Source organism: Microcoleus sp. C2D2 (assembly GCF_036702495.1).
GTDB lineage: Bacteria > Cyanobacteriota > Cyanobacteriia > Cyanobacteriales > Microcoleaceae > Microcoleus.
In genome coordinates, this window is record NZ_JAUBTO010000067.1 from 1 (window position 1) to 13,219 (window position 13,219).

The following is a 13,219-nucleotide window of genomic DNA, read 5'->3' on the forward strand; positions in this document are numbered from 1 at the left end:
TTAGTCATTAGTCATTAGTCATTAGTCATTAGTCATTAGTCATTAGTCATTAGTCATTAGTCATCAGTCATCAGTCAACAGTCAACAGTCAACAGTCAACAGTCAACAGTCAGCGTAGAATCGTCTTTCTTACCATCATCGTACCCATGTTTTTGAACCATACAATTACAGCTTTAAGTTCTGGGATGGCTTCTCTACTTGCCCCCATACCTTTGTTAGCAACAGTCGAGGCAGAAAATTCGCCGATCGTCCTCAGCGGAGTTTTGCTCAGTTTGGTAGTGATTTATATCGCCAGTAAAATCGGCGCGGAAGTGGCTCTAAAATTTGATTTCCCCCCGGTTTTGGGTGAACTTGTAGCAGGGGTAATTGTTGGCGTATCTGCTTTACACCTAATCGTTTTTCCCGGAAGCGGGCTGTCAGCCTCAGACTCAGGGATTATGACAGTTCTGCAATCGATTAATCATCTGTCTCCTGCCGCCCTCACCAGTGTCTTTGAATCGCAGAGTGAAATCATTTCAGTGCTAGCAGAATTAGGCGTGATTATTCTGCTGTTTGAAATAGGCTTAGAGTCGGATCTCAAACAACTCAAGGAAGTCGGAATTCAAGCTACCGTTGTCGCCTGCGTAGGTGTGGCAGTTCCCTTTGCCGCTGGTACTGCGGGCTTGATGATAATTTTCCACACGGCGGCAATTCCAGCAATTTTTGCAGGGGCAGCTTTGACGGCAACCAGCATTGGAATTACGTCGAAAGTGTTGTCGGAATTAGGACAACTGAACTCTAAAGAAGGTCAAATTATTGTCGGTGCGGCGGTGATTGATGATGTGTTGGGAATTATTGTCCTGGCTGTTGTCGCCAGTTTAGCCAAAACCGGGGAGATTGATGTTGTTAATGTCATCTATTTGATTGTCAGCGCAACTGTTTTTCTGCTAGGTTCGATTCTGTTGGGGGGCATCTTCGACAAAACCTTCTCGGCGGTGGTGGTTCAACTCAAAACTCGCGGCAATATTATCATCCCGGCATTTATTTTTGCCTATTTCATGGCTTTTCTGGGCAACGCAATTCATCTCGAAGCGATTTTGGGTGCCTTTGCTGCGGGCTTGGTTTTGGATGAAAGCGATGCGCGCAATGAGTTGGATGAATTGGTGAAACCCATCGCCGATTTATTTGTGCCCATCTTTTTTGTAACGGTGGGGGCTCGGGCGGATTTGGGGGTTTTGAACCCAACAGTACCCGATAATCGGGCGGGACTTTTGATTGCCGTATTTTTGATTGTGGTTGCTATTTTGGGCAAGATCGTAACAGGTTGGGTGGTGTTTGGTCAGCCTGGAATCAATCGATTGGCGATCGGAGTGGGGATGATTCCTCGGGGCGAAGTCGGGTTAGTGTTTGCCGGCATCGGTTCCGCGAGTGGGGTTTTGGATAAACCGTTAGAAGTCTCGATTATTATTATGGTGATTCTGACGACTTTTTTGGCTCCGCCTTTTCTGCGGATTGCCTTTGGCGATACGGTAGTGCCTCCTGCTAGTGGGGAACTTTCTAGCGAGAAAATCGTTTGATATCAAATCCGTTAGCATCGGAATATTCATCTCTCTGTTCTCTGACTCTGCGTTAAGAGCGTACTCTGCGGTTTAATCATTCCAATGCAACCGGAATTGATATGATTGAGAGAATTTGAGTCGGGACGATCGACTGATTTAGAAACAAATGTCGATCGTCCAAATTTATTTAGCCGTAATCATAAGTCCTAAGTTGTGAGAAGCTGCTACAACTTGACTTTTAACTGATAACAATTGTCAGCGAGTTTAATCAGTTCGCCCAGACCCCAGGTACCCCGATCGTTCAAAAATTCCGCTAGTTGATTCGGGATGGCTTCTAGACCCAGAAATGCCCCGCTGATTGCACAAGCCATTGCTGCGGTGGTATCCACATCGCCACCGACGGCGATGCTAGTGCAGAGAGTTTCCCAGTAATCTTGAGGCGTTCTCAAAAACGCATATAAACTCCACAAGACGCTACCAACTACAAAAGGCGAGATTCCTTGCCAAGAGTGCTCGTAGTTTAACGGGAGTCCAGCTTGAGAAATCAACTCTACGGCTGACTCTGGAGGCAATTTGACCCAATCAATCAAATCTTTGAGCAAAGCGGCAAAGGAAGAATCAACTTCTGCTACCCATTCGCTCAGTTGACCGAGAAATGGCTCAGTTTCAATCCTCAGGTCAGATTGAAGGGCGATCGCCACAGCCCCCGCGATCGCCACAGCCCCCGCAGAACACCGCGAATCTTGATGGGTGATGCGCCCTTGCTCGCAAGCAGCTTGTACAAGCTGGGACGGGCGATCGTAGAACATTAAGCCGATCGGTGCAGCCCTCATTGCACTGCCATTACCAGCATTGGGAGCAGGAGTACCAGCTTCTTGCCAAGCAACGCCCCGTATCAGGCGGTTTGCAGCTTCTTCTGTCGATCGACCGCGCCCGACAATGCGCTCTTGAGCGAAAATGTCAGCAATACGGGTGGCGTAGTCGCTGGGGTCGAATTCGCCACAAGCGACGTAGCTTTGGAGGAGTTCGCGGGCGAGTTGGGAGTCGTCCGTGTATTGACCAAAAGGCAAGCCGAAGCGATCGCGATCTCTGATTTTTTTGCGTCTAACTTCGTAGCTGACAAAGTTTTGGCAAACTTCGGGAGGATAGCCTTCTACCCTACAGCCTATAGCGTCGCCGAGACACTGACCGATCAGACAACCTCTAAATTGTTCCAGACGCGGTACTGTCATTTATCAGAAAACAGGATTTAAAACCCCGTCTTTATAGAACGGCTTTAATTGTAAACCTTTGTTGCCAAATAGATATCTTATGCTGAATGGCTTAGTCTAACAGAGGAGGCAAAGCAATGCTAGTTTTTGAGTTCAAAACCTACGGAAAATCAAGTCAGTTTACAGCTGTAGATGAAGCAATTCGTACACCCTCCACTTCGCTCCGCCCAATTTGTCAGAAATAGCTGTTTGCGCTATTGGATAGACAACAAAAAAGTGAACAAATACGACTTGAATAAATACTGCGCGGTACTAGCTCACGACTTGACCTTTGCTTCGGAACTTAACTCAATGGCCCGAGAAGCCAGTGCCGAACGAGCTCGGTCTGCTATCTCCCGATTCTATGATAACTGCAAGAAGGGTATCCTTGGCAAAAAAGGATATCCAAAGTTTCAGAAAAATTGTCACTCTGTTGAATACAAGTCAACCGGCCCGAAACTTGCCGAAGATCCCAAATCAATCAACTTTACCGACAAAAAAGGAATCGGGCGGTTAAAAATGAAAGGAACACGGGATTTGCATTTCTACCAAATTAGCCAAATAAAACGAGTGAGATTGGTAAAACCTGCAGATGGCGTGTACATTCAGTTTTGTATTGATGTCGATCGAAAATAAAACACAGAACCCTCTGGGAATACCATCGGCTTAGACGTTGGATTAAAGGAATATTACACCGATTCAAACGGAACTACGATTGAAAATCCTAGATTCCTACGAAAACGTGAAAAAGTCCTCAAGCGTTCAGCACGTCGTGTATCCAGGAAAATTAAAGGTTCAAAAAACCGAGGCTCTCGCTAGGCAGATTCAGAGCATAGCGCCATCTCAAAATAAGCAGGCAGCCGCATTGCACCATGCTGTAAAATTAGCGGGAGTGCGTAATCTCATCCAACGATGTAGTCGCCGTGCGTTGATTTGAGAATAAAAAATATGGTGAATAATCATTGCTTAGCTAAGTCTATTAACGACGCATCTTGGTATCAATTCCGTGTCAGGCTCGAATACTTTGGAAAAGTATTTGAGAAAGTTACGGTTGCCGTGAATCCCCACTACACCAGCCAAGAATGCTCTAGTTGCGGTATAATCGTAAAGAAAACTCTATCTACTAGAACGCACGTTTGTAAATGCGGATGCAGTTTGGGTAGAGATGAAAACGCAGCTAAAATCATCCTCAAGGAGAGGATTGGGTACGGTAGGGCATACCGGAACCTTTGGTATTGAACCAAGCAACGCTGTCTTGAGAATTGACCTCTACTGTTGCTGGAGAAATCTTGCCTCAGCAAGTTAGCTCGTCGATTAAAGAATCCCCGCGCCTGATAGCCCGGGAGTGTCAACTCTTAAGTCGGCGTCGGCAGACGAAAGTTTTACTCTATACAGCGGTTTTAACCGCCGAATAATAAAGCGGGTGGCTCACCAGGATTTAGTATTACTGTTTCCTTCGGGCTTCTGCAATTAACAAGAATGAGGTTTGAACTATGCCGCACCTATCTTCTGTCCTATTTTTTGCTTTATGCTTGCTATTTCCCACTGCCACCATTGCTCAAATCCTCCCCGATCGCACCCTGGGCAATGAAAATTCCCGTACAGTTTTCGACACTATTAATAACTTACCATCTGACCGCATTGAAGGTGGTGCAACTCGCGGTGTTAATCTCTTTCACAGTTTCCGCGAATTCAATGTAGGTGAAGGTAGAGGAGCATATTTTGCCAATCCTAACGGTATTGCTAACATTTTCACCCGCGTTACTGGTGGCAATCCTTCCAATATTTTAGGAACATTAGGAGTACAAGGAAATGCCAATTTATATTTACTAAATCCGCAAGGGATTGTCTTTGGTTCAAATGCTCGATTAGATTTACGCGGTTCATTTTTAGCTTCAACTGCTGATAGTATTGTTTTTAACAACGGGTTTGAATTTAGCAGCGCCAACCCTAGCACGTTGCCCTTATTAGCAATTAATATTCCTGTGGGTTTAAGATTTCGAGACAATCCCGGCACAATTGTCAACTCTTCCCAAGCAATTGGCTCCCCACCAACCTTACCACCACTGCCCGTTGAAATTCCTGTTTCTAACAAACTTGGTTTAGCAGTAGATCCCGGTCAAACTTTAGCCTTAATTGGTGGAGACATTCAACTGCCAGGAGGAAATTTAACAGCGTCTAGCGGACAAATATTACTTGGTAGCGTCAAAAGTCCAGGAAAAGTGCAATTTGAACCAACAGCTTTAGGTGTGAATTTAAACTACGGCAATATTCAGAACTTCGGCAGTATTGAAATGAATGGTGCCTCGATCGATACCAGCGGATTAGGAGGTGGAAAAATTGACATCAGAGGCTCAAACGTCACCATCAGCAGTTCGGGAATTTATGGACTGACGCTGGGAAACCTTGATGGTAGAGGGATTGACATCAACGCCCAAAACTTGCGAGTAGATAGAGGGTCGCAAATATACACCCCTACACTGGGAGATGGTACGGGGAGCGATATCAACCTCCGCGCTACAGACTCAGTAGAAATGATCGGGCCCGGAATTGAAGGCTATCAGCGGTTTTACAGCCAATATCTGACATCTGGAACGATCGACCCCTTTGACCCGCAAATTGTTCTCAACGCTGGTACAGTTGGCAGTGGAGCCGCCGGAAACATTAACATTGACACCCCCCGCCTGCTGCTGCGCGATGGGGTAGTTGGCGGTACCGCCACCCTGGGTGCTGGAAATGGCGGAAATCTGAATATCCGCGGTCACACCGTTGAGCTCATCAGTTCAGTGCTCAGCAGCGGAACAACTAAAGAAAGTACCAACTCTGGCGGCAGTATAAATCTGGAAGCCCAACGGTTAATCTTGCGTGATGGCTCCAATCTCGTCAGCATCAGCCGCAGCTCTAGACCATCCGGGAATATTACGATTAAAATGCAGGAATCTGTGGAATTGTCGGGGAGTCTCCCTGGAAGTACGGCGCAAACTGTACTCGGCACAAACTCTTTTGATGGAAATGGGAGAGCTGGGGATATTACCATCGACACTAAGCGGCTGAGTGTTTCTGATGGAGCTGTAATTACTTTATCGACCGGTGCGATTATTGGTGAAAACGTGTTTTCTACGATTGGGGGGCCTGGAGGAACTTTAACTGTGAGAGCTTCCGAGTCTATAGAAGTGACCGGCGTGTCTGGAGTTTTGGGGAATGGGGGTTACGCACCGAGTTCTCTGGGTACTCAAACTACAACCTCTTCTAGAGGTGGAGATATCCACCTCTCTACGCCCATGCTAGCTGTGCGGAATGGGGGGAGTATTTCTGCGGCTTCTTTGAGTGCAGCAGATGCGGGAGATATTACAATTAATGCCGATCGCATAGAAGTGCAAGGCATTGCGAGTAACGGTGGCTTCAGGAGTAGAATTGAGGCTTCGAGTGGTAAGGGGTACACTGTTGTCAATACAAAGGCTACGGGGAATGCCGGCTCGCTAACTCTCAATGTAAATCGATTGATTGTCCGGGATGGCGCAACGGTGAGTGTTGATGCTTTGGGAACGGGAAGGGCTGGTAATATTAATATTGTCGCTAACTCGATCGCCCTGGATAACAAAGCCAGCATTGACGGTACAACTGTATCCGGTACTGGAGCAAATATTAACCTCCAAGCGCGAGACATTCAGTTGCGGCGCGGCAGCAGAATTACCACCGATGCAGGTAGTTCTGATGGTGGAAATATCAGAATTAATAGCGATATTTTGGTGGCTCTACCGCGAGAAAACAGCGATATTACAGCTAATGCTCGCACAGCTAGGGGCGGACAAGTGACGGTGAATGTACCGAATATCTTTGGTTTTACTGCCGTTAATCGCGATCGAGCTAGAAACAGTTTACGATTGACTGATGCTGAATTTGCTGCCTTACGAGTGAATCCAACTTCTTTAATTCCCACTAGCGATATCGCTGCTATTTCTCAACAGGCAGGCCCGGCTTTACAAGGAGCGGTAACGTTTAGCAGTTCGGGGGTAAATCCGGCTCAAGGATTGGTAGAATTGCCCCAAAATGTTGTCGATCCAAGCACTTTAATTGCTGCTAATCCCTGTACAGAAGGGGCAGGAAACGACTTTACAATTACTGGTAAAGGAGGAGTACCTGCGAATCCTCATGATGCCCTCAGCAGCGATTCTAGCCAGTATAACTGGGTGGAACCGGCATTCGACAGAAGTTCGACAGCGGAAACGGTGCCGGATTTAACGGATAGATTGCCGGCGGGTGGCATTGGCGATGCGTTTCTTCCTGAGTCTTCGCCAAGAGAAGTTACCCCAGCTCAAGGTTGGGAAATGAATGCTCGAGGGCAAGTAACGCTTCTAGCGTACAATCCAACGGCTCAAGTTCCGCAGCGCTCAAGGCGAGATTTGCCTGTTTGCCGGGAGCGCTGAAATGTGCTTGATTGGGGTTTTAGGGCTGGCTAAAATACAATTCTCACCTTCTTAAGGGGGACGAAAGATAACACTCTTCTCCCCCCTTTATTAAGTATGACGTAAAAGGACACGGCACTGCCGTGTCCCTACAAATCTCACCGGAAATTAACCAGGTTTGCGATTACTTAACAAACAGCATTTCTTGATAAGTTGGCAGCGGCCACAAATCATCAGCCACTTCACCTTCCAGAGCATCCGCATACTTGCGAACCTCATCCATCAAAGGACGAATTGTTTGCGAAGCATACTGCATATGCTCTTCTGTCGAATCAAAATCGTGCTTGCTCAAAGCAGCACTCAACTTGCTCGCAGTATCCATCATGGACTTAACCAGCACCGCTACTTTTTCGGCAGTTTCCTCTGACAGTTCAATGCCAATCTCTTTCAACTTAGAAATCGTGCCGGAAAGTTCAGCTAAATACCTCACCGCTGCCGGGTAAATGATGGTTTTTGCCATGCTTGTTACCAGTTTTGCTTCGACTTCAATTGCCAGCAAATACTGCTCTGCATAAACATCGTAACGGCTTTCCAATTCCACCGGAGTCAGAACACCTGTCTTTTCAAACAAGTCTTCAATGTATCCTTCCTTCAACACGGGCAAAGCATCTGCCGTAGTCCGCAAGTTAGCTAAACCCCGTTCCTCAACGGCCATTTTGTGCCATTCTTCCGAATAGCCGTTGCCGCCAAATACAACCGCACCGTGCTCGTCCATCACTTCTTTGAGAAGTGTTTGGATGGCAGCATTCAGTTCAGTTCCGTTAGCCAAATCGCTTTCTAATTTGTTAGCAATCCAGTCCAAAGAATCTGCAAGAATTGTATTCATCGCCACCAGCGGCCCGGAAACAGACTGACCGGAACCTACTGCACGGAATTCAAACCGGTTTCCAGTAAAGGCAAAGGGCGAAGTCCGGTTTCTGTCTCCAGCATCCTTCATGAAAGTAGGCAGTGTTTCTACACCTAAGTTCATAATTCCCCGACATTTAGAGTCCTTAACCTCTCCCCGGCTAATTTGCCCGAAGATATCTTCTAATTGCGAACCCAAATAGACAGAGATAATTGCTGGCGGAGCCTCATTTGCACCCAATCGGTGGTCGTTGCTGGCAGTCGCAACTACCGCGCGCAACAGCGGCCCGTATTTGTGAACTCCGCGAATCACAGCGCCGCAGAACACTAGAAATTGTATGTTCGAGTGCGGTGTATCGCCTGGGTCTAATAAATTTCCTTGGGTGGCATTCCCGACCGACCAGTTGACGTGTTTGCCGGAACCGTTAATGCCGGCGAAAGGCTTCTCGTGCAGCAAACACATAAAACCGTGTTTCTTCGCTGTGTTGCGAAGAATTGTCATGGTTAATTGTTGGTGGTCGCTGGCGACGTTTGCTGCTTCAAAAACTGGTGCAATTTCAAACTGACCGGGAGCTACTTCGTTGTGGCGGGTTTTGGCAGGAATTCCCAGCCGGTACATTCTTTCTTCTACTTCTTGCATGAAGACTTGAACGCGCTCTGGAATCGCTCCAAAATAGTGGTCGTCAAATTGCTGACCTTTGGCAGGAGGTTTGCCGAAAAGGGTGCGACCTGCTAGCAGCAAATCGGGGCGGCTGGTGGTGAAATTGGCATCTACCAGGAAGTATTCTTGTTCGGAACCGCAACTGGAATTGACGGGAGCAACGTCGGTATTTCCTAATAGCTTTAACACTCGGGTTGCTGCTTTGTTCATTGCGGCAATGGAACGCAAAAGCGGCGTTTTTTTGTCTAAGGCTTCACCTGTCCAGGAGATGAAAACAGTGGGAATGCACAAGGTCATGCCGTTGTCTGTTTCCATGACATAAGCAGGGCTGGTGACATCCCAGGCCGTGTATCCGCGAGCGGCGGCAGTGGAGCGAATGCCGCCGTTGGGGAATGAGGAGCCATCGGGTTCGCCTTGTACTAGAACTTTGCCTGCAAATTCTGAGATGACGGAACCGTCGCCTTGCACTGAGATGAAAGCGTCGTGTTTTTCGGCGGTGCTGTTGGTTAGCGGGTAAAATACGTGGGCGTAGTATAGGGCTCCTTTAGAAATAGCCCAATCTTTCATTGCTGCTGCAACTACATCAGCTACGGAATCATCGAGTTTTTGGCCGGTTTGAATGGTGTTTTTTACTGATTTGAAAATACTTTTGGGCAGACTTTCTTGCATCTTGCTCAGACTAAAAACGTCTGTTGCCCACATATCTTCTAGCCGCTTGGGAGGCTGGGCAGGCATCTGTTTGCGGTTGACTATTTGAGAAATTGCTTGAACGCGCGATTCGTTTCCACTCATGGTTATTTTTATTGGGATTTCGGGACGAGCAGTTGAGAAAAAATAGATGTTAGCAAAAGTTTAACGATTGACGAATATTTGGGATTTACCCAAGATTTTTTGTCAAAGCTAACTTTTGGGAGGATGCCTTTTTTGGCAGGCTCTACAAGATTGGTGGAGCGAGGCTCAATCAGTTCGCCGTCCACCGGGCGTGACAATCCAGTGTGAGATGCGGTTGGATTTCGGTTATTAGCAAGAAAATAGATGACAAGAGCCTGTACTAATTTGAGTCAACATTATAGATGCATGGGCTGCACAGATTTAGTAGCTAATCTTCACTCTGGTCAGCTCAAAAATTTTGTGCGAATCAATTCCGATTAATTCAGGTCAAAACTACTTATGGTTTTTAACGGTTCGACGATCGATAAATCGCAGTCCAGCAAACAACGCACTCGTTTAGGGGTTTTGGAGAATTATGGAGAGTACACAATCTACACTTGGAGAGTTTAAACAATCATTAACCAAATAAATGTATCGCAGGCTACAGAATTTTAGTTTTTTTTCCGCAGGGTCGATCGCGCCGATCGCACACAACCGCAGGATTCCAGTTTGACACTCCCCGGCTTAAAAGCACGGGGATTCTTGGTTCAATCAGTCGATTTATTCGTTGATGCTGCCACCAACGAACAGAGATCGGTCTGTCCCCAAGCGTTAATTTCGGTGTGCCCCACCGTATTTAAACTGATACCTGCTTGCTTCAAACCTTTCACCAAAATATTGCGAGCGGCGTTGTGATCGCGATCTAATATCGTACCGCAACCGCAAATATGAGTTCTGGTTGATAGCGTTTTTTTGACAGTATTGCCACAGTTTGAGCAGTCTTGCGAAGTGTATTGAGGGGCGACAGCAATTACTGTTTTACCGTATATTCTCCGAAAGTATTGCAGCCACTGAGCAAACTGTGACCACGCTGCGTCGCTAATTGATTTGGCGAGCTTGTGGTTCTTAACCATATTCTTCACCTGAATATCGACCTAGGACACAAAATCGTTAGATTTTACCGCGCCGGGCGTCGTCTTTATGGCGAAGTCTTTTCGCTGCCTGCTGACCTTCAGGTGTTTTCTTCCTAACTTGTTAATCGCTTTTTTACGATTACTAGAACCTTTCTTCTTCCCTTGAAACCTGCTTCTGCAATCTCTTCAAAGCTTTTCCACTTTTACGAAGGTAGCGAGGATTGGCTACTGTCTCGCCATCGCTATCGGTATAGAAATGGTTCAAACCTACGTCTATTCCAATAGCTTTACCAGTACAAGCAGATTTCTCTGTTCGTTCCACGTTGATGCAAAATTGGGTGTAGTAGCCGTCAGCACGCCGAATAACCCTAACCCTTTTGATCTCATCAGGTGCATAGAAATGCAAGTCCCGACTGCCGACTAATTTAAACTTCCCGGCAGCAAATCCGTCCTTAAAAGTTAGGCATCTTTTGTCGGCGGAAAGCAACCACCCCGAAGTTTTGTACTCTACGGAGCGCGTGTGCTTTTTAAACTGCGGATATCCTTTTTTCCCTGGTTTTTTAGCCTTGCAATTGGCGAAAAAACGTTGGATAGCAAAAATGGCGCGTTCGTGCTGTAGCTTGACGCGCCATTGAGTTAAGTTTGCCCGCCCATTCAAACTCTTTTGCCATGATGGCGCATTGTTTGTATAAGTCAACTAACTTAACTCCTTGATTGTCGATCCAGTATCTAAGAGTTTTGTTTCGGACAAATTGAGCTGTCCTAATCATTTCGTCGATGATTCGGTATTGCTGCGCTTTGCCTTTCAACTTAAACTCTAATACAATCATGCAAATATTTTATCATTTTTGCTCAGAAAGGTACTCTCAAGATGTGTTTGTTTAATCATTCTTTACACTTTGCGGAAATTAAAGCCGTCCTAGAAGGACGGGGCTTTAGACCCAAAACTTTTGGTAACAGGACGCGGGGCGCTGAAACTGCGGGGCGATCGTACATTTACAGGACTTATCGAGGGATACTATATATAGTGTGGTGCGATTCGTTTAGTCGAATTTTTGGTCAGTTTGTGCAATAAAACTTGTTGAAACTTGTAATCGTTTTTCGATTTGTCGATAACTAAATCATTTTAATCGGAGCTTAACCACCTGCGATCTCTTCCATTCCCTGATATTTTATGTATGATAAATAAAGTCTGGCAACTCTTCTAAAAGTTGGTGCGACAATTTGCCTTAGAAATCTTTACGAGATTTGGGAACTTATTAAACTGTTATAGCCGCAGTTTATTGAGCATAAATGAGTAAGTTGATAGTTTTTAGTTAACTCGTTGGTAATCGGAAGACTTCAGAGCATGAGCCAAAAAGCGTTCTGTGTAGTACAAAGCTAATTGATTGCTCGGCCCATTAAAAACTGCATCAAAGGCGTGTTCAGCCCAAGGAATTTCGAGCAAAATAGCCCGATCGCCCGCGGCTCGCAATCGTTGGTAGAGCGATCGACCAAACTTAACCTGAACGATATGGTCGCGACCTGGATAGACCAGTAGAGAAGGGGGAAGATTCGGTTTAATATAATTTATGGGAGAAGCCCGACGGTAAAGCTCGTTGAGTTCGTCTGGGGTTCCTCCCAGAAAGGCACGCAAGACGGCTCGAACATTTATGGCATCAGGAAAAGGTGGGTCATTGTATCCCCGAATCAGGTCATTTGGTCCGTAATAGTTGACCGCGGCTCGAACTGGAAGCACGCTAGAATCATAAGCAGTTAGCATTGCTAAATGGGCACCTGCAGACCTTCCCATCAGAGCAATTCGATCGAGATCGATTTCCCAATCACCAGCATGAGTTTTGATATAGGAAAGAGCGGCTTGTACGTCCTCAAGCTGAGCAGGAAATCGATACTTGGGAGCGTGGCGGTAATCAATTGCAACCACACAATAGCCTTGGGCGGCCATGTAGCGGCTGAATTCCTCATTGGAATCGGCATTGCCTCTCTGCCAAGCTCCTCCGTAGAGTGTGATAATCGCCGGATATTTGCCAATTTCCGCCGGCCGATAAAGGTTTAGTTGCAGTGAAACTCCCTCAGGGTTGGCAAATACAATAGCCCGATCGATCCTAACCTCTCTGAGGGGAATTCCTCGGAACGCATCTGCGAGGATAAAGGGTTGAGGGCGTAGGTGCGCGCGATGGGCGACAGGAACGGCTGCTAAATAGTTTTCGCCCAGAACAGCTTGCATTTGGGTAGCTATGGCTGCATTGGCTGCTGGGAACTGAATCAGGGGAAGCAGGCCCAGGATTAGGGCGAACAGGTTACAAATCAGTAAAATAATGTAGACTTTGCCTTGATGCCGTCCCAGCAGGTTCAGCAGAAGGGCGATCGTATTGATACCGACCAACCAAGGACTGATTTCTGGTGCTCCCACCGCCAAAGGGTACAGGAACAGCGTGGGTGCTGGTACGATGACCCAGAGACTGAGAAATAGCCCGATCGCACTCAGGAACCAAGAAATAAATGGCGAGACTAATAACGCTGCCAATAAAGGTAACTTTTTGCGGTTCTTCTTGTGGAGCATCGGATTTTCGCAGCCTAATTTTTAATCAGTTTAAATTAATCTCGCGGTTTTTATTGGTGAGTCGATCGCCTCTGGCATTTTACCAAGCCAGCAGTTTCATTGACTCCGACA

Annotated in this window: 5 protein-coding genes and 2 pseudogenes; 3 read left to right on the top strand and 4 right to left on the bottom strand. The window is 46.6% G+C overall.

What is annotated here, in order from left to right; all coding sequences use genetic code 11:
- Window positions 1–185 precede the first annotated feature (185 nt).
- Complete coding sequence (locus QUB61_RS21045) at window positions 186–1,556, top strand: cation:proton antiporter (RefSeq protein WP_333127959.1); 1,371 nt, start codon at window positions 186–188, stop codon at window positions 1,554–1,556.
- 206 nt (window positions 1,557–1,762) lie between these two features.
- On the opposite strand, the gene QUB61_RS21050 is transcribed toward QUB61_RS21045, so the two are convergent.
- A complete protein-coding gene (locus tag QUB61_RS21050) occupies window positions 1,763–2,770 on the bottom strand; it encodes an ADP-ribosylglycohydrolase family protein (protein WP_333127961.1) in 1,008 nt (335 codons plus the stop codon).
- 116 nt (window positions 2,771–2,886) lie between these two features.
- Here QUB61_RS21050 and QUB61_RS21055 point away from each other — a divergent pair.
- Together QUB61_RS21055 and QUB61_RS21060 are read left to right on the top strand one after the other, a co-directional pair.
- Window positions 2,887–4,203, top strand: a pseudogene (locus QUB61_RS21055) (RNA-guided endonuclease InsQ/TnpB family protein).
- 78 nt (window positions 4,204–4,281) lie between these two features.
- On the top strand, window positions 4,282–7,215 hold the full coding sequence (locus tag QUB61_RS21060; RefSeq protein WP_333127963.1) for an S-layer family protein: 2,934 nt from the start codon (window positions 4,282–4,284) through the stop codon (window positions 7,213–7,215).
- 163 nt (window positions 7,216–7,378) lie between these two features.
- Here QUB61_RS21060 and QUB61_RS21065 read toward each other — a convergent pair whose 3' ends face one another.
- The 3 genes and pseudogenes from QUB61_RS21065 to QUB61_RS21075 all read right to left on the bottom strand — a co-directional run bounded on the left by QUB61_RS21065 (window position 7,379) and on the right by QUB61_RS21075 (window position 13,108).
- The gene (locus QUB61_RS21065) at window positions 7,379–9,553 is read right to left on the bottom strand and encodes a glutamine synthetase III (RefSeq protein ID WP_333127965.1); all 2,175 of its coding nucleotides are present in this window, start codon (window positions 9,551–9,553) and stop codon (window positions 7,379–7,381) included.
- 626 nt (window positions 9,554–10,179) lie between these two features.
- A pseudogene (locus QUB61_RS21070) lies at window positions 10,180–11,375 on the bottom strand (RNA-guided endonuclease InsQ/TnpB family protein).
- Window positions 11,376–11,857: 482 nt separating this feature from the next.
- The gene (locus QUB61_RS21075) at window positions 11,858–13,108 is read right to left on the bottom strand and encodes an alpha/beta hydrolase (protein WP_333127967.1); all 1,251 of its coding nucleotides are present in this window, start codon (window positions 13,106–13,108) and stop codon (window positions 11,858–11,860) included.
- Window positions 13,109–13,219 lie beyond the last annotated feature (111 nt).

What these genes read in the sequence shown, in the direction of transcription:
- QUB61_RS21045 (WP_333127959.1), top strand. Translation starts at nt 186, where the DNA reads ATGGCTTCTCTACTTGCCCCCATACCTTTGTTAGCAACAGTCGAGGCA.
- QUB61_RS21050 (WP_333127961.1), bottom strand. Translation starts at nt 2,770, where the DNA reads ATGACAGTACCGCGTCTGGAACAATTTAGAGGTTGTCTGATCGGTCAG.
- QUB61_RS21060 (WP_333127963.1), top strand. Translation starts at nt 4,282, where the DNA reads ATGCCGCACCTATCTTCTGTCCTATTTTTTGCTTTATGCTTGCTATTT.
- QUB61_RS21065 (WP_333127965.1), bottom strand. Translation starts at nt 9,553, where the DNA reads ATGAGTGGAAACGAATCGCGCGTTCAAGCAATTTCTCAAATAGTCAAC.
- QUB61_RS21075 (WP_333127967.1), bottom strand. Translation starts at nt 13,108, where the DNA reads ATGCTCCACAAGAAGAACCGCAAAAAGTTACCTTTATTGGCAGCGTTA.